We start from the raw sequence: 20,488 nt of genomic DNA, 5'->3' as shown, positions 1-20,488 counted from the left end.
AAAAGGTTTCCGGGACTCGGAAACCTTTTTTGATATATGTCGATGTTGATTCAGGATTTTTTCTCAAATCGAAATCTGATACTGTAATACCCATGAGCCACGCCGCGTGTACGATTCCAGTTCAGCAGAAATCGTGCTCGATCTATAAACAGATCTATTTTCATAATTGAGCGATACCTTACCATTATGACCCTTCATAAGCCAGTTCACACCAAGATTATAAACATTCAAGGGATTCTTCAGTCTGTCATAATCGGAACGTTGCAGCGAGGCATAGGGCATCAATGTCCCCTGACTTCCCAATAGCCCGTCCTGAAATTTATATCCAGCCTGCGCATAAATAACGCTACCTGTCCCAAACATCGGATAAGCATTTCCTTGTGTTCCGCCTGCACCCGAAATGGGCTGTGTTGTACCCGTTGCGGGATTCATGATACCATTATAACGCAAGTAGCCTTTTCCGTAATTTGTATCAAAATAACCCAGATAGGCAGAAACTGCCGTACCTTTTTCCTTATTCAAAGGCATATCCATGAAGCCCGCCACTGACCAGAGGGTCATACTACTGTACAGCGTATCGATCCCTTCTTTTCTCCATGAAGCATTTTTTTGCGAAATGATCCCTGCTTCAATATTTAACACTTTGCGTTTCCCAAGGTAAGTACCGGTCATATATCCGGGCGTAGTATTGTCTTCAGTATCGAAAATGTTATAAATCAGCAATCCCTGGAATTGTTTATGGTGTTTGCGTTGTGCAAAAACGGAATTCACACCAAGTACCGGCGGGGCCGCCCCATTTGTTTCAACTGGAAAAGGGTCCGCTACATCCACACGATAGTTTAGCTTGCCAATCTGACCACGGCTATATACACTTAATTTCCTTGAAAACTGGTCTGTCTGGTCTACGGTAGCCTGCGCAAATACCGGCACATCCATTGTCATAATTGTTCCGATACTTGGCTGCGAAAACCGGGAAAGTCCATTGACAACTGTAAGCCCGCCCCCAAAACGTATAAAATTCGTCCCTTGCCGTTGTACTTCATATTCCCCCAGCGCATCATGGAAAAAGGCGGCAATTTTTCTGTTACTTGGCGCACCGCTCGTATTATAACCTGGGAATGCACTCACTTTGTTGAAGTTGTTCATTCCATACTGGGTGTAAAAAAAAATGCGGTCTGTTATCTGTCCGAAAATCTGAATACGGGTGCGGCGTAAGCCAATATCGAAGGTATTTGACTTGGGATCGCCTAAAACTGTGGTGCCAGGATTGCTCTCGTTGAACCGAAACCAAGCTTGGTTGGTAAATGTAAATTTCACATAATGTGACCCGGATTCGTTAAGATTGTAACGAATATCATTCTTGGTATTATCGTCCGATGGCTTTACCTGCGCCACCGCTATGGATGAAGTAAGCAGAATAAAAAAAAATACTTTTTTCATTTACTAATGTTATAGTTTTTACAAGCGAATTGCACTTTAACCCCCTAACAGCGAGTTAAAACGACATTTAAAGAGTGTTACAATGATTTTTATCCCGCCAGGAAAATCTTTATTATATCTACTTTACCATGATCAGGCCAGGAAATATAAGCCTGTCTTAGGTATTGCTATACTGCTTTTTTTTTTAATTTTCTTCCAGGCATCCGCACAAGAAACCCCACCGCTTGCCAATTTTCCTTTTTCAACTTACAAGGCTCATAATCAAAATTGGGCAATCGATCAAAGTAGTGACCGGATGATTTATGTTGCCAATTCGGACGGGCTGCTGGAATATGATGGTGCTTCCTGGAAACTCTATGAAATGCCCGACAGGCAGATTGTGAGGTCTGTTCTTTGTGACGAATTTGCAGACAATGGCGGCTTTATCGAAGACAAAATCGTCTCCCGGACGGAAAGTAGGCGAAACAAAAAAGAGCATAGGATTTATGTGGGTGGTTACGCGGAATTTGGTTACTGGCGAAAAGAGGCGGACGGTCAGCTAACCTATCATTCCCTGAGCAAAAATGCTAAGCTGTCAAGTCTCAAGACTGAGGAAATCTGGCACATATTGAAAACGCCGGAATATATTTATTTTCAATCATTTTCCAGGATCTACCGGTATGATGGCAAAAAGCTCATCGAGATGACGGCATCCGGAAACTTTATGTTTTTACAATATGTGCACAATCGCTTGTTGTTACAGGTTATCGGAAAGGGATTATATGAATTGAAAGACCAAAAATTTGTACCCCTTCCCGGAACCGACAAGCTTTCTTCATCCATTGTCTCGTCCATATTACCATTTTCTAAAAACCGTATCCTCATTACAACAACCAAACAGGGACTTCACATTTGGGATAACGGGATTCTAACCCCTTGGAATATAGGTTTGTCGGAAGAGTTGAAAAGTAATATCATCAATCGTGCGATCGTGCTAAGCCAGGACAGCAGCATTGTACTGGGAACAATTCAAAAAGGCCTTTACGTAATCTCAAAAAACGGAACCCTTAAATATCAGTTCAACAAGGAAAGCGGCTTGCAGAACAACACCGTGCTAGCCCTTGCCGAAGATAGTCGTAAAAACGTCTGGATCGGTATGGACCAGGGAATCGACCTGATCAAGATGTCATCTCCGGTCATTTCTTATCAAACCAATGACAATCCGCTTGGCACCGTTTATGCAGCAGCGATATGGAAAGGTAATCTCTACATTGGTTCAAATAATGGTGTTTTTGTAAAGAAATGGCTTACCAACGAACCATTCAAGGTAGTACCTGGCCTGGGCGGGCAGACTTGGAACCTACAGGTTTTCAATGATCAGCTGATTTGCGGGCATAATGATGCGACTTTCAGAATCGAGAAAAACGGGATAAAGAAAATTTCGGATGTTACCGGTGGCTGGGTCATGTTGCCCATCAAAGCGGGAAACGATACGTTGTTGTTACAGGGCGCATACAATGGTCTGCATGTTTATAAAAGAAACACCCAAAATCTTTGGTCCTATGCTTACGCTGTAAAAGGTGCTCCCCCATTGCCGTTTCGCAGGATCGTCAGTGGCAAAAGCGGTACTTTCTGGCTTGAACATGCGTATAGAGGGTTATTTTTGGCGAGACTAACCCCCGAGCTGGATTCGGTGCTATATTGGAAAGAGTTTAAGGCTCCCGCCGATATTCCCAGTGAATTCGCTGTGGAAATTTCTAACTGGAAAAATAACGTACTTGTTCATTCGGGCAAGTCATTTCTGGAATCAACCGCCGGAAACATCTTAAAGCCGATTTCAGATTTTTCCTCAAACAATGACGAGCCTTTTAAAATACGGTCCGGTGAAAACGGAGACTGGTTTAAAGTCTTTGCGAACAGGATCGCGCTGAATCCTGACAAGAAAAACACTCAGATATTCGATTTTTCGCTTGTCCGTAATAGTGAAACTATCATACCTCTTTCCCGGGAATTCTACCTTTTTTGTCTGGACAACGGATATGCTCTTTACAACCGGACGAAAACCGAAAGAATCGAAGAGTCTCCTTCCAAGCCGCTGATCCGCAAGATTGCTAACCTGCGCAATTCGTCTGAAATATTTACGCTGACCGGGAAGCCAAACCTCCCTCCTGAGATACGCTCGATCCGGATCACGTATTCCGTACCTGTTTACGGTCAGAGCTTTCAATACAAATACAGGTTAAGAGGGTTATCAGATCAATGGTCGGAATGGTCGGACCAGAACTTTGTTGAATTCACTAATCTAGAATCAGCCGACTATACATTCGAGATCAGAAGCTCGCTGAACAGCGAAGTAACTGCCTATAAATTCAGCGTACTTCCCTACTGGCATGAAACAATCTATGCAAAGGTCCTTTTTGCTTTACTCATTACGATGGTTTTTGTTGGACTGATATTTTATCAGGAAAAAAGGCTGGTGAGGCACAGGAAAAAGCTTCTGGAAGAGCAGGAAGATAAATTAAGACAGCAGCGACTGGCAAGTGAGCGGCAGATCATGCAGATACAGAATGAAAAACTCCACACCGAGATACAAAGCAAAAGCCAGCAGCTTAGCAATGTTGCGATCAACGTAGTGCGTAAAAATGAGATCCTGGAAGAAATCCGTGATGAACTTAAACAAGTGAAGGAAGAGATGGGGCAGCAATTGCCAAATATTCACTACCAAAAGCTACTCAATAGTATTGAACGGAATGTTGCCGGAAAAGATGACTGGATTCTTTTTGAACAAAACTTTGACGAAATCCACGAACATTTTTTTAAAAGGCTCCGGACGATAAATCCCTCCATTTCCCCTTCCGAATTACGCCTGGCAGCCTGTTTACGAATGAATCTTTCGACCAAAGAAATGGCCCCGGTACTCGGAATCTCTATTCGGGGCGTAGAAATCAAGCGCTACCGGCTGCGAAAAAAGCTGGGTATTGGTATGGATGCCAATCTGGTCCAATATATGATGGATATTTAATTTTATTGTACTAATCCATCATAAAGAACTTAAAATCCCGTTTTGCCTTGTATTATTCTCATTGATGTAGTGGTGATGTAGTGCTTTTTTTGATTAGGTGGTACCTAAAAATCTAACTTTGGATCAGTTCAATTAATTCTTCCAATAGTTATACATCTCTGAAACCAACTAATCGTCAATGAAATCAATTCTATTATCATTGTTACTATTGGCCATTCCGTGCATCGCAGTCACAGCTTTTGCGCAGGATGTGACAGTAACAGGAAAAGTAACTTCAAAAACGGATGGCAGCCCCCTGCCGGGAGCCAATCTCTTAGTAAAAGGCACCACCCTGGGAACCTCAACAGGCGTTGATGGCACGTTTTCTCTTCAGGTACCTTCTGGGGCGGTACTGGTAGTTTCTATGATAGGCTCTATTACGCAGGAAATTGTCGTCGGAAACCAAACTACAATCAACATTTCACTGGTTGACGATGCCCGGTCCCTTGACGAGGTCGTCGTAATCGGCTACGGAACAGCAAGTAAGCGTGACCTTACCGGCTCAATTGTCAAAATAGAAGGTAAAGATATCGCCGACAAGCCGAACGTCAATCCGGTAGCTTCGTTGCAAAGCAAAGTGGCCGGCCTATCCGTTGTGAACAACGGAACTCCCGGCAAAGCACCGGACATCCGGATCAGGGGAACAATCAGTATTGGTGCAGTCAGCCCACTGTATGTGGTGGACGGGGTCTTTAACGATAACATTGATTACCTCAACCCCAATGACATCGAATCCATTGAAATCCTCAAAGATCCCTCTTCGCTGGCCATTTTCGGGGTGAGAGGAGCGGCAGGGGTGATTGCTGTCACAACCAAAAGGGCCAAAGCTGGTCAGACGACCATTAATTTCAATACAACATTTGGCTTTAAAAAGCTGGTCGACAAGATCAAGCTGGCGAACGCGGCCCAGTTTAAAACGTTATATAGCGAAGAATCTGAAAACATTGGTTCAACGCAGGCATTTGACTACGACCTCTGGACAGCCGATACCGATTGGATCGATGCAGTAACACGCACCGGAGCGTTCAGCACGAGTAACCTGAGTATTTCCACAAGCACAGAAAAGCATAAGTTTAATCTGGGAGTGGGCTACACGCTTGATCAGGGTATTGTTAAGCATGAGCAACTACAGAAATTTCTGCTCTCGATCAATGATGAGGTCAACTTAGGCAAATCCATTAAAGTAGGTTTCAACCTCAACGCCGTGAGACAAAAGCTTCCTTATAGCGGGGATGTTGGCAATGCTTACAATAACTCATTTCTTGATGATGCAAGAAAAGTAATACCTCTGGTACCATCAGGGACAAAATCTGTTTTCACAAAAAACCCTTACGGCAGCGATAGTACCAACTACGATCTGTACTATACCTTGCCTGCGATCCAGGCCTCGGGCGTAGTAAATCCGTTGATCAAGCTCGAAAATGAGTGGGACAAATCCCCGTGGACGGAGGTGCGGGCTGTTGGAAGTGTATTTGCAGAATTTAACTTTTTGAAACATTTCAATTTCAAAACTACTTTCTACGCTGACGTAAGCAATGTAAACAGAAAACAATATCAGCCTCTGTACTACGCCTATGACATGCCGGAAGACCGGGCTTTTCTTTATACCACATTTACTTCTGTAAAAGAAATTGAGCAGACTCCTCGCAAGTTTCAGCAGGATTATATTTTAAATTTCAAAAAGAACTTTGGATTGCATAATCTCTCTGCCGTAGGAGGTTTTACAGCATATTACAACGGCTTTTTTGAAACAACTGCTTCGGTGAGACAGAGTGCTACCGGCGCGCCCATTCCAAATGACAAGAGGTTCTGGTACATTGACAACGGCTTCGGCGACGCACAAACAAGAAGGTCGGAATCCAAGCAAAACGAGAAAACAACTGCCTCGGCGCTTTTCAGGGTATTATATAACTTCGACAGTAAGTATTTTCTGAACGCGTCATTCCGTCGTGACGGTTCATCTCAGATATCTCCAAACAACCGCTGGCAGAATTTCTGGGCTCTCGGTGCAGCATGGGATCTGAGCAACGAAGCCTTCTTCAAGGAACAGCATATTTTTGATTATGTCAAAATCAAGGGTTCTGTTGGCCAGCTTGGAAACCAGAACACATACCGGTATGATTATCCATACTACCCTGGTCTTAAGGCTGACAACTCCACTGCATTTGGTGATCAGCTTTACAATGCTTACTCACAGGAATATCTGCCTAACGCCAATCTGAAGTGGGAAACTGTAACAGCAAAGGAATACGGGATTGAACTGGGAGCGTTCAAAAATAAGCTGAATCTTGAGTTCAATTATTATGATAAAGTGACTAAGGACCTGATGACTTTTATTCCGGGTGTCAACGGAGCTACCAATGGTCTTGACAACGTAGGGAAAATCAAAAATAACGGTATCGAAATTTCTGGAACCTGGACGCAAAACATCACCAACGACCTGGTCATGACCATTGGCGGTAACCTCACAACTTATAAGAATAAGGTACTCGAACTGGCAACGGAAGATTTCTCGATCCAGGAAGGAAATAGCAGAACCACGGTTGGAAAGCCTATCGGATACTTTTACGGGTACATCGTAGACGGATTGTATCAATCCTATGCGGATAAGTTAAACTCCCCTGCTAACACCGAATTCTCATACGGCCCGGGTGATTTCAAGTATAGGGATGTGAATGGCGACGGAAAAGTCAATACCCAAGACCGGACAATGATCGGTAATCCCACCCCGGATTTCGGATATGGAGGTTCACTCGCTTTCAAATTCAAAGGATTGGATCTCAGCGCTGATTTCGGAGGTGTTTATGGCAACGAAATATACCGGAACTGGGGAAGCAACGAATCTCCTTTCCAAAGAGTGAATTATCCGGCCTTTAAAATAAACAGATGGCACGGCGAGGGTACTTCTAACTGGGATCCGATTTTAGGTCAGGATCACCGCATCAATTATGAAGCATCCAGCTATTCCATTGAAGATGGCAGTTATCTCAGATTAAGAAACTTACAATTGGGCTATAATTTCCCTTATAATATGATTTCCAAAATAAAAATGAAAAATCTCAGGGCCTATGTGAATGTGCAGAATCTTAAAACTTGGAAAAGGAACTCAGGCTATACCCCTGAATTTGGAGGAAATGGTACTACAACGGCACTTCAGTTTGGCGTAGACAATGCAAACGGAGCAATTCCCGTAGTGACAACTTTTGGCTTAAACGTAACATTCTAATTGAAAATCCGGTGAAAATGAGAAAATATATCAAATTAATAATTGGCGTTCTGATAGGTCTTCCCGGCATATTTATGGCGAGCAGCTGCGAAGATTTTCTTGACAAAAAGCCGCTTACTGCCACATTGGACGACCTGAACCAGGGAGGCGTTACCGGCCAGATTTTCGGCCTCTACAGTCTGGTGAAAGACACATGGGGCTTTTCAAGTCTCTCATGGATCGCTTTACATAGTATGCGTGGAGATGAAGCTGAAAAGGGCAGCGATCAAACTGATGGAGCTGATTATACTGCACCTTACGACAATTATCAGTATATCAAAAACCACTTCTCTATCAATTCATATTGGAGTGATCACTATGATCTGATCAACCGGGCAAATACTGCTATTCAGACAGCAGATTCGCTGAAACTTAATGACGCTGCGGGGATTATCAATGTGGCAGAAGCCCGTTTTTTCCGTGCGTTTTCATATTTTGATCTGGTTCGTACATTCGGTGAAGTTCCCAAAATCGATTTCAGGATCTACAGTGCCGCCCAAGCAATTCAGCCAAAGGTTGCGGTGGATGAAATATACAAGCTGATCGATGAGGATCTGACGTTTGCCGGCGCCAATCTACCTGCGACATGGGGTAGCCAATATGTCGGCCGTCTGACAAGTGGTGCCGCAAAAACATTACATGCGAAGGCTCACCTGTTCCGGAAAAACTGGCCGCAAGCCCTTGCACTTAGTCAGGAAGTGGTCAATTCAGGGGTTTATTCTCTTTTCCCAAATTACTATGGCATTTTTAAAGAATCGGGCGAGAATTGCAGTGAATCCATTTACGAGACACAATGCTATGTAAGTGTTGACGGGGTAGTAAACAAAGGTTCGCAATGGGGTACCTGTCAGGGAGTCCGGCAGTCGGATGCCAGCGGCTGGAACCTTGGCTGGGGTTGGAACACACCGACTGAAACGCTGGCAAAAGCTTACGAACCTGGCGACACAAGAAAGGACGGAACGCTTCTGATTGCGGGGCAATCCGACGATCCCGCTACCGGAGGTTATGGGAAAATTTTGCCAAGATCCGTTTTTGATAATCCTCCCGGAATACTATTCAGAAAGTACTACAACAAAAAAGTGTATTCCGACCCAGCCAGACACGCTGCAACTAATATTCTGCACGAGGCTCCTTGGGTTAACAAAAGAATTTTACGCTACGCAGATGTTATTCTCATGGTTGCGGAATCTGCTAATGAAACAGGGAACGGCCCGCTGGCGGCCACGATGCTGGAACAGATCAGAAAGAGAGCCAGAGGAGGGGCAACCGGCGTTTTACCAGAGGTAAAATTCGTTTCTCAAGCCCAGATGCGTGCTGCACTAAAGCATGAACGCATGGTGGAGTTCGGTATGGATGGAGAGCGGTTTTTCGACCTTGTCCGCTGGGGAGATGCTCTTTCCGTGCTGGGTCCATTGGGCTATCAGCCGCGTAGCAGGTACCACCCTATTCCACAGCCTGAAATTGACAAAGCAAAAGGAGTATTGATACAAAATCCCGATTATTGAGAATTGTTAATTCTCTTACAATCTGACAGGATCAGACCAATGATGATTTTAAAAAAATTAAAAAGATACTGAAATGAAAAAATATAGATCAGTCTGGTTTCTCCCGCTTGTGATGACGCTGATGATCGCCGTTGTGGGGTGCCAGGACATGGACCGCCCGGTTTTGGGTGAATATGCAAAGGATGTAAACCCGCCGGGAGGCCCGCTCAAATTTTTCACCGCATTTGAAGGAACGGATGTAGACAGCATCAGGGCCTCTTTCGGTACAGCTACCAAAGCTATATACGACAACGGTGTCTCCGGTAAAGCATATCAGGGAGATACGGTCAGCAATATTGTGTACCCTTCTGCCAATGATTTTGGAAAATCGACAAGCTTTACCATCGCATTCTGGATGAAGAAAAAAGCGCACAAAAACAATGCTCAGTTTGCTTTCGCGCTCGCTACCGGCACGGACATCTGGACAAAAGCAGATATTTTTATGCTGATCGAAAACAAAGATCAAAGTTCCGGTGACTCACTTACAGCGAAATTCTATCTTCTGGATCAGTGGGTTGAATTCAGTAAAGACGGTGGCCTGAAAAAGGATTTCAGGCTTCCAAAAGGACTTGATGGAAACTGGCATCATTTGGCTTTCGTTTATGACGAAACCACTTCCAAACTTACTACATACTGGGATGGCTCAGCCAGAACCGGACTGCCCGCAAACAGGACCGACATCGTAAAAAACGGACAACCCAGAGGACCGCTGGCCCTGAACGCATCTAAATTCGTGATAGGTGGCCCTGCACACCTCGGCCTGGGAGCTACACCCGACGGCTGGATGGCGATGTACGACGGCGGTCTGGATCAGTTCCGGTTATACGGTACAGCTCTTTCCGCGTCTGAAGTAGCCTCTCTTTATACCGCTAAAAAATAAGCAACCTCTCACGAACCCGCTTCCTGACATTTGGTAATAAATATCAAATGTCGGGAATAGAGTCACGCACCTGTTTCACATAAACGTGCACTATAAACTGCTCTTTGTTTTCAAATTTCGCTTAGAAAATTGGCAAGAGCTTTGGGTAAACTTTTATCCAGGCATTAAATTAAACTCGACAAATGAAGGTATTCTGCTATTACTTGGGCATACTGTTTACTCTCTGCTTTAACTTAAATTGTGAAGCTCAGAACAAAAAAAAATCGATAACTCCGGATCATCCGTTCAGCGCTGCGAACCGTCCAAAAAATCTTTCCGACACCGCACTTGTTGACCTCGTTCAAAAGCAAACTTTCCGTTACTTCTGGGATTTCGGACATCCTGTCAGCGCAATGGCCCGTGAAAGAAGCAATGATGCGTATGAGTATGGAGATGAAGTAGTTACTACCGGTGGAACTGGTTTCGGAATTATGGCAATGATCGTGGCAGCGGAAAGAAAGTGGCAACCCCGCGATTCAGTAGCTATGAGGTTATTGAAAATGGTGAAATTTTTGGCAAAAGCGGACCACTATCACGGAATTTTCCCCCATTGGCTTAATGGTGCAACCGGGAAAACCATTCCTTTCAGCCGTAAAGATGACGGCGGCGACCTGGTTGAGTCTTCCTTTCTGTTTCAAGGGTTACTGACTGCGCGACAATATTTCAATGCGGACAACGAAATGGAAAAAGAACTGCGCAACCGCATCAGCTGGCTATGGAACGAAGCTGAATGGGACTGGTATACACGTGATGGCCGTGACCAATTGTATTGGCACTGGAGTCCCAACCATGGCTGGGCTATGAATTTTGAGCTGCGCGGTTATAATGAAACATTGATCACGTATATCATGGCAGCGTCAGCACCGAGATATCCTGTGGGAGCAGATGTGTACAATAAATGCTGGGCAGAAAGTAATCATTTCAGAAATGGAAAAGAGTTTTATGGCGTCAACCTTCCTTTGGGTTTCGACTATGGAGGACCACTATTCTTTACACACTATTCTTTTTTAGGACTCGATCCGCGCGATCTAAAAGATCAGTATGCAAATTATTGGGAACAAAATCAGAATCATTCGTTAATTAATTACAAGCACTGCGTTGCCAATCCCGGAAAGTTCAAAGGATATGGAGAAAATGGCTGGGGGCTTACCGCCAGCGATACCTATAATGGCTACAACGCACACTCACCTACCAATGACTTTGGTACGATTACTCCTACTGCCGCCCTGTCTTCATTCCCCTATACCCCTGCACAATCTATGAAGGCACTGCGACATTTTTACGATGACCTGGGCGATAAAATATGGAGCGAATTTGGGTTTACGGATGCATTTAACGAGTCTCAAAACTGGTATGCAGAATCGCATCTTGCCATTGATCAGGGACCTATTGTTGTAATGATCGAAAATTACCGGACCGGCCTGCTTTGGAATCTTTTCATGAAGGATCCGGATGTTCAAAATGGTCTCAAGAAACTAGGTTTTGAAAGTCCGGCACTGAAAAATATAAGCAAATATTAACCTATGATGATCTGAATTTGGAGAAGGGCCGGTCGCAAGCTGGCCTTTCTGTTTAGGAAATATAATTGTACCTTGATGTAGTTTTTAGAATGCTGAGACTATTCAATGAATGTTCCTAACCTCTATTAAACTACGATCATGAGAAACATATCCTTTAAAACCGGAGCATTTTTGTTGGCCGTCAATTTGCTGGCTATATCCGTTTCCGGACAAATGTGGAAGGTGTCAGAGCCAGAAAACCTTCCTGAAAAACGACATGAAAATGCAATGGCCGCTGCAAATGGAAAGCTTTACCTTCTGGGCGGACGTGGTATAAGGCCTGTCAACGAATATGACTTCAAAAAAGACTCCTGGACGAAGCTGAGTGAGACGCCAATAGAAATGAGCCATTTTCAGGCAATTACTTTCAAGGATGAAATTTATGTTCTGGGAGCCTTTACAGGCGGGTTTCCACACGAAACGCCAATCCCGCATATATATATTTTCAACCCCGTTAAAAACGAGTGGCGTAAAGGATCGGAAATTCCCGAGAACCGGAGGCGAGGTGCCGCTGGTGCATTTGTCCTCAATAATAAAATATATGTAGTTTGCGGCATTCAGGATGGCCACTGGGATGGACATGTTGCCTGGTTTGATGAATATGACCCGGCAACCGGTAAATGGCAAATCCTTCCGGACGCTCCTCGTGCGAGAGATCATTGTCAGGTAGCAGTACTTAACGATAAACTTTATGCAGCAGGTGGCCGACTTTCAACAGCCCGCATCGGTCAGGTGTTGAATACAACGGTAAAGGAGGTGGATGTGTATGACTTCAAAACCGGGACGTGGGCAACAATGGAGGCCGCCAATAACCTTCCAACCTTGCGAGCAGGGAATACGACGGTTGTTTTTGAAAACAAACTCCTGGTTATCGGAGGCGAGAGTGCTGCGCAAACCGAAGCGCATAACGAGGTAGAAGCTTTTAATCCGAAAACTCAAAAATGGGAAAGACTTCCCTCCTTACATCAGGGAAGACATGGAACTCAGGCCGTTTTATATAATAAAAAAATATACATCGCGGCCGGTTCCGCCAATCAGGGTAACGGCCCTGAGCTGAACGATATGGAAATTCTTGAAAAATGATTAACCGCGACTGTCAAATCGATCTATACATGCTAAAAAAACTGCCCTACGTCTGCCTTTTCTTCCTGACAACCTGTGCATTTTCACAAAACAAAACCTTCACACACGCAGATACTTTAAGAGGATCGATCACTCCCGAGCGTGCTTGGTGGGATCTTACATTTTATCACCTGAATGTCCGCCCAGACCCGCAGGACAGCATGCTTAGCGGAAGCACAAAAATTGTTTACACGATTTTAAAACCTTCCCAGATCATTCAGATCGATTTACAGGAACCGTTAAAAATTATTAAGGCTGTTCAGGATGGAGAAAGTCTGACTTTCAAAAGGGACGGCAATGCATTTTTTATTGATCTAAAGAAAAAACAAGAAGCGGGAAAATCTGAAACAATTGAAATATTCTATTCCGGAAAACCGAAATTGGCCAAACGACCGCCGTGGGACGGCGGGGTGCAGTGGATACCCGATGGAAAGGGTAACACAATTATCTCAACTTCCTGCCAGGGACTAGGTGCCAGTGTCTGGTGGCCCTGCAAGGATCACATGTACGACGAACCCGACAGTATGCTGATCAGCATAACTGTCCCAAAGAACATGACGGATGTGTCCAACGGAAAGTTACGTTCCATAGTTGAAAATACAGACAACACACGCACTTTCAACTGGTTTGTAAATAACCCGATCAATAACTACGGGGTAAATATGAATATCGCAAACTACGTTAGCTGGCAGGAGAATTATAAGGGTGAAAAAGGTGATTTGTCTTTGAGCTACTTTGTTTTACCTCAAAATCTTGACAAGGCAAAAGAGCAATTCAAGCAGGCGCCACAGATGCTGAGAGCTTTCGAGCACTGGTTTGGCCCTTACCCTTTTTATGAAGACGGATACAAGCTGGTGGAGGTTCCTTACCTGGGAATGGAGCACCAAAGTTCAGTCACATATGGGAATGGATATAAAATGGGGTATCTCGGGAAAGATTTGTCAAATACTGGCTGGGGCTTGAAATGGGATTTCATTATTATTCATGAAAGCGGACATGAATGGTTTGCTAATAACATTACCTACAAGGATGCGGCCGACATGTGGATTCACGAAAGTTTTACCAACTATTCGGAAAATTTGTATACTGAATATTATTTTGGCAAAAATGCAGGGGCCGACTATGTGATCGGAACCAGAGACCTGATAGCCAATGATATTCCGATTATAGGACCATACGGGGTAAATAAAGAGGGCTCGAAGGATATGTATTACAAAGGCGGGAACATGCTCCATACCATTCTCCAGATCGTTAATAACGATGAGAAATGGCGACAGATCCTGCGTGGCTTAAACAAAACCTTTTATCACCAGACTGTGGATGCCTCACAAATAGAGAACTACATGAGTGAACATTCCGGAAGAGATATTTCGAAAATTTTTGATCAGTACCTCCGTGATACACGAATCCCCGTGCTGGAATATTCGTTTGGAGGTAAGGCATTACAATACCGCTGGACCAATGTAGTAGGTGATTTTGACATGCCGGTAAAAATCAAACTAGGCTCAGGTCAGGAGCAATTTTTATTCCCTACAACTAACTGGAAAACAATGAAGATAAGGGATGAAAAAACATTAAATGTTGACCGGAATTTCTATGTACAATCAAAGGAAACAAAACAGGCCTCGTCATAGATCCCAGCACTCCATAATCAGAAGATCCCCTTTTTCCGCTGAAATTGTGACCATACCATCATTTTCAGCTTCATTGCTATTGCCGGTTCTGTGACCGAGTGTCAATGTTTCATTGGTCAAATTGTATTTCAGCCCAGTGGTAGTGATTCCCTGAACAGTCCCGACAGGAATCAACGAAACAGGCGTACCTGCCACATACCACTTCTCGAAAACTCCTGACAATGGGAATATTTTGGAATAGTCATCAAATAAAACCAAACGGATCTGATCCTTATATCTGACCAGATTGGTAATATTGGTTATTGCATGGTCCGCACGGCGCCCGGTTGCCCAAACTATATTTGCAGCAGGAAATCCTCTTTGGATTAGAAAATCAATTGCTTTTTCAAGATCTGTTTTCTCCTGATCCGGTGTGTCAATAATTTCCAAAGGATGTTGACTAGATCGGATTGCATCAAAATCATGAGGCTGGTCGAAATCTCCCATCCACACATCTATTTTGATCCCCAGTTCCAGGACGCGATAAATTGCATGGTCAAGCACAACGATAAATGGACTCCATTCCAGCAATTGGCCCAGCAGTTCTTTACTACATGCTTCTCCGTTGGCAATAATCAGCGCTGGTTCCTGCTTTTCCTTTACGATATGGTGAGAAGACATTAATACAATTATTTACTTTTAATGAGTGTTACCAGCTCATCAAAGCGCTGATCCATTTTGTGATCCAAATGGTCAATTTTAGATTCCAGGTGATCCAGTCTCACCTCGATATGATTGACTCGCTGCTCAATCCCGTCAAGTCGCACCTCGATACGATCCAATCGCACTTCTACGCGATCCAACCTAACTTCGACCTTATCCATCCTGCTTTCCAGGTTGCCGACGCGTTTGTTCAACAGGGAAAACTCCTGGTGAATATCCGAAAACCCTTTTTGCATCTGGGTAGTCAGCGTTGCTAGTCCGGTAGCGATTACCTCGATCTGTTTCCCCTGATCCACTACAATAGTCTCAAGTTGTTCCACTCTTTCTTCCAAGTACATGTATAGTGTTGTTTTAATTATTTGAATGTTTGGACAATCGCAAAATTTTCTCAAAAATTCATTTCAATATCGAAAAGAATACATTTTGAAACAAGTTCTTTTAAGACGTCATTCATACAATTAGGTCACGCACTTTAATGATTTCTTTTCAAACTCCCAGTTCTTTGGCCTTATTCCAGTATTTATCCATTTCGCTCAGCGTCATATCTGATAACATTTTCCCGTCTGCTTTGGATGCTTCTTCGAGATATTGAAAACGGCGGATGAATTTCTTGTTCGTCCTTTCTAAAGCTGTTTCAGGATTGATGTCAACAAATCTGGAATAGTTAACAAGGGAGAACAACAAATCCCCAAACTCGCCCTCTGCTTCCTTCTGGTCTATTACCTGTTCGGTTTCAATATTGAAATTCGCCTTAAACTCTGCGAGCTCTTCCTGTACTTTCTCCCAAACTTGTTCTTTTTCATCCCAGTCAAACCCGGCTCCCTGTGCCTTTTCTTGAATGCGCATTGCCTTTACCAATGCAGGTAAGGAGGCTGGTACACCAGACAAAACGGACCTATTCCCTTCTTTCAGTTTCAACCTTTCCCAGTTTTGCTTGACTGCTTCTTCCGTATCCGCTACAACGTCGCCATAAATATGCGGATGACGTGAAATGAGCTTTTCACAAATACCGTTCAAAACGTCTTTGATATCAAAACGTAAAGAGTCGTCTTCCCTATTCTCAGACGCTATTTTAGCATAAAACACAATATGTAACAAGATGTCCCCGAGTTCCTTTTTTATTTCGGGCAGATCATTTTCCATGATCGCATCAGACAACTCGTAGGTTTCTTCAATCGTCAGATGTCTCAAACTTTCAATGGTTTGTTTTCTGTCCCAGGGGCATTGTTCTCTGAGTTCGTCCATGATCGTCAGCAAGCGATCGAAAGCCATAAGTTGCTCCTGGCGACTCTGAGGCAGGTCGTTAAATGTCTTCTCCATTTGGCAAAGGTAAAACTTACAAAGATCAGAATTTTGGGTCGGCGGGTATTTTCAGACTCGTTTGAATAAGATTACTGGCGCACTTTGCAATAATCCGGCCTGTATTGTCAATTATTTTCCCTTCAACATGGATGACGTTTTTGCCCGCCCGGATGACTGTTCCCTCGGCAACAATGACTTCTCCCAGCTGAGCCGGGTTCAGAAAATCACAATTCAGGTTCACAGAAGTATAGGCAAAGTCCCGACCCAGCGCATACACTATTGTCCCAAGCACGTCATCCAAAATAGTTGCGGCAATCCCTCCGTGCAAAACACCCATCGGATTGCACATATCTTTGCGAACAATAAACTGGACCCGCATACTTCCTTCCCGAATATCCAGAAGTTTGCCATTTAGCCAGTTCCCCACCGGAGAAATACTTTCACCCAGATGTTTGCCGATAAGGGATTTCAGAAAAACAAGCCGGATGTTATCCCGCGGAAACTGTGCTTTTACAGACTCAACCATTCAAAAGTGACTACTTTAAGATTATAAAAGTATTTTTCTAAAAATAGTAATTATCATAGAAAAAAATCCTAATAAGTGTCTTTCACATGGATTTTATTGCTGCGTATCAAAGGTAATTGCTACCTTTGCCAGAGTTTTTGCAAGAGATAAATGCATACCCATATATGAATTTTACGTTATCGCAAGTTCCTAACCGTTCCGAAAAGCCCAGAGAAAAAGGGATTACTATGGTGATGGATAAAGGGCTAAGTGTCAGGGAAACTGAAGATATGCTTTCCACATCCTCACCATATATTGATATCGTAAAGCTTGGCTGGGCCACTTCCTTCGTCAGTCCGAACCTTAACGAAAAGCTCGCTGTTTACAAAAATGCCAACATTCCCGTCTATTTTGGCGGAACTTTGTTTGAGGCATTTGTGGTCAGAAACCAGTTTGACGACTACCGTAAGCTTCTTGACAAATACGATCTGAAATATGCCGAGGTTTCGGACGGATCGATAGAAATGGCCCAGGATGTAAAATGTGAATATATCCATACGCTTTCCAAGCAGGTCACCGTCCTGTCCGAAGTTGGCTCAAAAGATGAGAATAAAATAATCCCTCCCTATAAATGGATCCAGCTGATCAAATCTGAATTGCAGGCCGGCGCCTGGAAGGTGATTGGAGAAGCAAGGGAATCAGGCAATGTCGGGTTGTTCAGGGCGAGTGGTGAAGTTCGCCAGGGACTTGTTGAAGAAATATTGACGGAAATCGCTTTTGAAGATATGCTCTGGGAAGCGCCCCAAAAATCTCAGCAAGTGTGGTTCGTCAAACTGCTCGGTGCTAATGTCAATCTGGGAAACATATCCCCCAGCGAGTTGATACCACTGGAAACAATCCGTTTGGGACTTCGGGGAGACACATTTAATCACTTCCTGAATGCCAAAACAAAACAAAAGTGGAAGATAGATTCCAAATAGTACTTCATATCATACACATCGGTAAACTCTAAAATTAGCTATGGAATTTTTAACGCAGTTCATTGATTTCTTCCTTCATCTTGACAAACATCTTTTCAACATCGTTGAACAGTATGGCACCCTTACCTATGTGATCCTGTTTCTGATCGTGTTCACAGAAACCGGATTGGTAATTATGCCTCTGCTCCCCGGGGACTCATTGCTATTTGCCGCTGGGGCCATTGCAGCTAATGAAGGCACTGGGCTGAATGTGTGGCTTATCATTCTTATATTAATAATTGCAGCGCTCATGGGCGATAATGTCAATTATTTTATGGGTAAAAAATTTGGTGGAGAGATCAGAAAAAGGGAACGTATACTGTTTTTGAAAAGAGAGTATCTGGAGAAAACCGAAGCTTTCTATGCCAAACATGGCGGAAGCACCGTAATTATGGCCCGTTTTATTCCGATCGTGAGAACCGTTGCTCCTTTTGTAGCAGGCGCAGGAAGTATGAATTATTCAAAATATATCGTTTTTTGCGTGATTGGCGCGCTACTTTGGGTCCCTTCCCTTACTCTTTTGGGTTTCTTTTTCGGTAATATGGAAATTGTAAAAAAGAACTTCGAACTCGTTATTTTCGGAATAATAGGCTTTTCAATCTTACCAATGATTTTTCAATATCTGAAAAGTCGTTTCGCGAAGCCTTCGGCAGCTTAAATGGCTTTGGCCAGTCGGCGATCAGCTTTCGGCTCATAGATTTTTATTTGATTAAAAACAGAAATGCCCTTAACCGATAAAGTTGAGGGCATCTCTATTTATATGATATTTACAAAAGCCGATAGCTGACAGCAGAAAGCCGACTGCCCTCAAAATCAGGATTTCGACGAATAATTCGGTGCTTCCTTCTGAATCATAATGTCATGTGGATGACTTTCACGTACACCAGCGGAAGTTATTTTCACAAACTGTGCTTTTTGCAGAGATGCAATATCGCCCGCTCCACAATAACCCATTCCAGCTTTCAATCCACCGACCATCTGATATACGATTTCTGCTACCTTTCCTTTAAAAGGCACCCGGCCAACAATTCCCTCAGGAACCAGCTTCTTCACATCATCTTCCGCATCCTGAAAATAACGGTCTTTGGATCCGTCCTCCATAGCTTCAACTGATCCCATCCCACGGTATGCCTTGAATTTCCGGCCTTCATAGATTACTATTTCCCCAGGAGCTTCGTCGCTTCCAGCCAGCATAGAGCCGATCATGATGGTACTTGCACCTCCGGCTAATGCTTTGGTCATGTCACCTGAAAAACGGATCCCACCATCAGCAATTACGGGTACATCCGTTCCTTTCAATGCTTCTGCGGCCCACATTACTGCGGTAAGCTGCGGAACACCGATACCCGCAATGATACGTGTGGTACAAATACTTCCCGGCCCAACACCTACTTTTACTGCATCCGCGCCAGCTTCGGCCAACGCTTTTGCAGCTTCTCCAGTTGCTATATTACCGGCAATTACATCCAGTTTTGGGAAATGTTTTTTCACAGATTTCAAGGCTTCGATAACACCCATAGAATGTCCGTGAGCGGTATCCAAACTAATTACATCCACGCCAGCTTTTACCAAAGCCTCAACGCGTTTTAGCAAGTCAGCAGTTACTCCGACAGCTGCACCGACACGTAGCCTTCCGTATTCATCTTTACAAGCATTGGGGTGTGACTTGCGTTTCAAAATGTCCTTGTAGGTTATCAATCCGGTAAGGCGGTACTCAGAATCTACAATTGGAAGTTTTTCAATTTTGTATTCCTGAAGGATTTTCTCAGCATCATCAAGCGACAATCCGTCCGATGCTGTGACCAGTTTGTCCTTTGTCATGATTTCTGTCACCGGCTTCCCCATTTCACGCTCGAAACGAAGATCACGGTTGGTCAGGATACCAATTAACTTATGGTTCCCATCGATAACAGGGATGCCACCGATTTTGAATTCACGCATAATCTGATGCGCATCGCCCAGGGTAGCTGTGTCAGAGAGGGTAATCGGATCGAGGATCATGCCGCTTTCCGAACGCTTTACCTTTCTAACCTGCTCAGCCTGAGCTTCAAGGCTCATATTTTTATGAATAATTCCGATCCCTCCCTCTTGCGCCATAGCAATGGCAAGCTCGAATTCAGTAACCGTATCCATAGCAGCAGAAACAAGAGGAATGTTTAATTCAATGTTTCTTGTCAGCTTGGTTTTTGTTGTAGTATTGCGAGGCAGAATTTCTGAATAGCCAGGTATTAGAAGAACGTCGTCGTAAGTGAGTGCCTCGAAGAGGACTTTGGATGGGTCTGTGCTCATAGCAAATAAACTATTGTTATTTGCCGGGCAAAATTAAGGAGAAGTTTGGAGTAAATAAAATTACTTGCACTTTTCCGCTAAAAAAACTTTTTAGCGGCAGCCAGCGGCCGGCCATCGGTTGTCAGCTTTTGGAGTGTTAACAGCTGAT

General features: G+C 43.9%; 15 protein-coding genes. 9 read left to right on the top strand and 6 right to left on the bottom strand.

Going from position 1 to position 20,488, the window contains the following annotated elements:
• Nucleotides 1-63: 63 nt before the first annotated feature.
• Nucleotides 64-1,440: a hypothetical protein gene (locus tag FBF61_RS21230; protein WP_138481080.1), complete on the bottom strand. Its 1,377-nt coding sequence runs from the start codon at nucleotides 1,438-1,440 to the stop codon at nucleotides 64-66.
• A 295-nt stretch (nucleotides 1,441-1,735) separates the two neighbouring features.
• On the opposite strand from FBF61_RS21230, the gene FBF61_RS21225 reads away from it, so the two are divergent.
• The 7 genes from FBF61_RS21225 (at nucleotide 1,736) to FBF61_RS21195 (ending at nucleotide 14,523) form a co-directional block, all read left to right on the top strand.
• Complete coding sequence (locus FBF61_RS21225; RefSeq protein ID WP_229215161.1) at nucleotides 1,736-4,441, top strand: helix-turn-helix and ligand-binding sensor domain-containing protein; 2,706 nt, start codon at nucleotides 1,736-1,738, stop codon at nucleotides 4,439-4,441.
• A gap of 178 nt (nucleotides 4,442-4,619) precedes the next feature.
• Nucleotides 4,620-7,706, top strand: a complete 3,087-nt coding sequence (locus tag FBF61_RS21220; protein WP_138481076.1) for a SusC/RagA family TonB-linked outer membrane protein — start codon at nucleotides 4,620-4,622, stop codon at nucleotides 7,704-7,706.
• Nucleotides 7,707-7,723: 17 nt separating this feature from the next.
• Nucleotides 7,724-9,250, top strand: a complete 1,527-nt coding sequence (locus tag FBF61_RS21215) for a RagB/SusD family nutrient uptake outer membrane protein (RefSeq protein WP_138481074.1) — start codon at nucleotides 7,724-7,726, stop codon at nucleotides 9,248-9,250.
• A gap of 73 nt (nucleotides 9,251-9,323) precedes the next feature.
• The gene (locus FBF61_RS21210; RefSeq protein ID WP_138481072.1) at nucleotides 9,324-10,169 is read left to right on the top strand and encodes a LamG-like jellyroll fold domain-containing protein; all 846 of its coding nucleotides are present in this window, start codon (nucleotides 9,324-9,326) and stop codon (nucleotides 10,167-10,169) included.
• A gap of 182 nt (nucleotides 10,170-10,351) precedes the next feature.
• Nucleotides 10,352-11,728: a glucoamylase family protein gene (locus FBF61_RS21205; RefSeq protein ID WP_138481070.1), complete on the top strand. Its 1,377-nt coding sequence runs from the start codon at nucleotides 10,352-10,354 to the stop codon at nucleotides 11,726-11,728.
• Between the two features lie 138 nt (nucleotides 11,729-11,866).
• Nucleotides 11,867-12,850: a Kelch repeat-containing protein gene (locus tag FBF61_RS21200; protein ID WP_138481068.1), complete on the top strand. Its 984-nt coding sequence runs from the start codon at nucleotides 11,867-11,869 to the stop codon at nucleotides 12,848-12,850.
• A gap of 29 nt (nucleotides 12,851-12,879) precedes the next feature.
• Nucleotides 12,880-14,523 (top strand): M1 family metallopeptidase, encoded by a 1,644-nt coding sequence (locus FBF61_RS21195; protein WP_138481066.1) that lies wholly within the window; start codon nucleotides 12,880-12,882, stop codon nucleotides 14,521-14,523.
• Here FBF61_RS21195 and FBF61_RS21190 read toward each other — a convergent pair.
• The 4 genes from FBF61_RS21190 to FBF61_RS21175 all read right to left on the bottom strand — a co-directional run bounded on the left by FBF61_RS21190 (nucleotide 14,518) and on the right by FBF61_RS21175 (nucleotide 17,053).
• The gene (locus FBF61_RS21190; protein WP_138481064.1) at nucleotides 14,518-15,183 is read right to left on the bottom strand and encodes a thiamine diphosphokinase; all 666 of its coding nucleotides are present in this window, start codon (nucleotides 15,181-15,183) and stop codon (nucleotides 14,518-14,520) included. The genes FBF61_RS21195 and FBF61_RS21190 overlap by 6 nt on opposite strands.
• 8 nt (nucleotides 15,184-15,191) lie before the next feature.
• A complete protein-coding gene (locus FBF61_RS21185; protein ID WP_138481061.1) occupies nucleotides 15,192-15,563 on the bottom strand; it encodes a hypothetical protein in 372 nt (123 codons plus the stop codon).
• A 148-nt stretch (nucleotides 15,564-15,711) separates the two neighbouring features.
• Nucleotides 15,712-16,545 (bottom strand): nucleoside triphosphate pyrophosphohydrolase, encoded by an 834-nt coding sequence (gene mazG, locus FBF61_RS21180; RefSeq protein ID WP_138481059.1) that lies wholly within the window; start codon nucleotides 16,543-16,545, stop codon nucleotides 15,712-15,714.
• A gap of 25 nt (nucleotides 16,546-16,570) precedes the next feature.
• Nucleotides 16,571-17,053, bottom strand: a complete 483-nt coding sequence (locus FBF61_RS21175) for a PaaI family thioesterase (RefSeq protein WP_138481056.1) — start codon at nucleotides 17,051-17,053, stop codon at nucleotides 16,571-16,573.
• Nucleotides 17,054-17,217: 164 nt separating this feature from the next.
• Here FBF61_RS21175 and FBF61_RS21170 point away from each other — a divergent pair, with 164 nt between their 5' ends.
• Together FBF61_RS21170 and FBF61_RS21165 are read left to right on the top strand one after the other, a co-directional pair.
• A complete protein-coding gene (locus tag FBF61_RS21170) occupies nucleotides 17,218-18,012 on the top strand; it encodes a phosphosulfolactate synthase (protein ID WP_138481054.1) in 795 nt (264 codons plus the stop codon).
• 40 nt (nucleotides 18,013-18,052) lie between these two features.
• A complete protein-coding gene (locus FBF61_RS21165) occupies nucleotides 18,053-18,709 on the top strand; it encodes a DedA family protein (RefSeq protein WP_138481052.1) in 657 nt (218 codons plus the stop codon).
• Between the two features lie 155 nt (nucleotides 18,710-18,864).
• On the opposite strand, the gene guaB is transcribed toward FBF61_RS21165, so the two are convergent.
• Complete coding sequence (gene guaB, locus FBF61_RS21160; protein WP_138481050.1) at nucleotides 18,865-20,340, bottom strand: IMP dehydrogenase; 1,476 nt, start codon at nucleotides 20,338-20,340, stop codon at nucleotides 18,865-18,867.
• Nucleotides 20,341-20,488: the final 148 nt, after the last annotated feature.

It is taken from the genome of Dyadobacter bucti (assembly GCF_005869225.1).
In the GTDB taxonomy this organism is placed as follows: Bacteria; Bacteroidota; Bacteroidia; order Cytophagales; family Spirosomataceae; genus Dyadobacter; species Dyadobacter bucti.
Note: the sequence above shows the minus strand (reverse complement) of the source record. Positions and strands in the feature narration are given on the sequence as shown.

Excerpts from the sequence above, each read along its gene's own strand:
- FBF61_RS21220 (WP_138481076.1), top strand. The coding sequence starts at position 4,620 with ATGAAATCAATTCTATTATCATTGTTACTATTGGCCATTCCGTGCATC.
- FBF61_RS21230 (WP_138481080.1), bottom strand. The coding sequence starts at position 1,440 with ATGAAAAAAGTATTTTTTTTTATTCTGCTTACTTCATCCATAGCGGTG.
- FBF61_RS21200 (WP_138481068.1), top strand. The coding sequence starts at position 11,867 with ATGAGAAACATATCCTTTAAAACCGGAGCATTTTTGTTGGCCGTCAAT.
- FBF61_RS21210 (WP_138481072.1), top strand. The coding sequence starts at position 9,324 with ATGAAAAAATATAGATCAGTCTGGTTTCTCCCGCTTGTGATGACGCTG.
- FBF61_RS21195 (WP_138481066.1), top strand. The coding sequence starts at position 12,880 with ATGCTAAAAAAACTGCCCTACGTCTGCCTTTTCTTCCTGACAACCTGT.
- mazG (WP_138481059.1), bottom strand. The coding sequence starts at position 16,545 with ATGGAGAAGACATTTAACGACCTGCCTCAGAGTCGCCAGGAGCAACTT.
- FBF61_RS21185 (WP_138481061.1), bottom strand. The coding sequence starts at position 15,563 with ATGTACTTGGAAGAAAGAGTGGAACAACTTGAGACTATTGTAGTGGAT.
- FBF61_RS21175 (WP_138481056.1), bottom strand. The coding sequence starts at position 17,053 with ATGGTTGAGTCTGTAAAAGCACAGTTTCCGCGGGATAACATCCGGCTT.
- FBF61_RS21225 (WP_229215161.1), top strand. The coding sequence starts at position 1,736 with ATGATTTATGTTGCCAATTCGGACGGGCTGCTGGAATATGATGGTGCT.
- FBF61_RS21205 (WP_138481070.1), top strand. The coding sequence starts at position 10,352 with ATGAAGGTATTCTGCTATTACTTGGGCATACTGTTTACTCTCTGCTTT.
- guaB (WP_138481050.1), bottom strand. The coding sequence starts at position 20,340 with ATGAGCACAGACCCATCCAAAGTCCTCTTCGAGGCACTCACTTACGAC.
- FBF61_RS21215 (WP_138481074.1), top strand. The coding sequence starts at position 7,724 with ATGAGAAAATATATCAAATTAATAATTGGCGTTCTGATAGGTCTTCCC.
- FBF61_RS21190 (WP_138481064.1), bottom strand. The coding sequence starts at position 15,183 with ATGTCTTCTCACCATATCGTAAAGGAAAAGCAGGAACCAGCGCTGATT.
- FBF61_RS21165 (WP_138481052.1), top strand. The coding sequence starts at position 18,053 with ATGGAATTTTTAACGCAGTTCATTGATTTCTTCCTTCATCTTGACAAA.
- FBF61_RS21170 (WP_138481054.1), top strand. The coding sequence starts at position 17,218 with ATGAATTTTACGTTATCGCAAGTTCCTAACCGTTCCGAAAAGCCCAGA.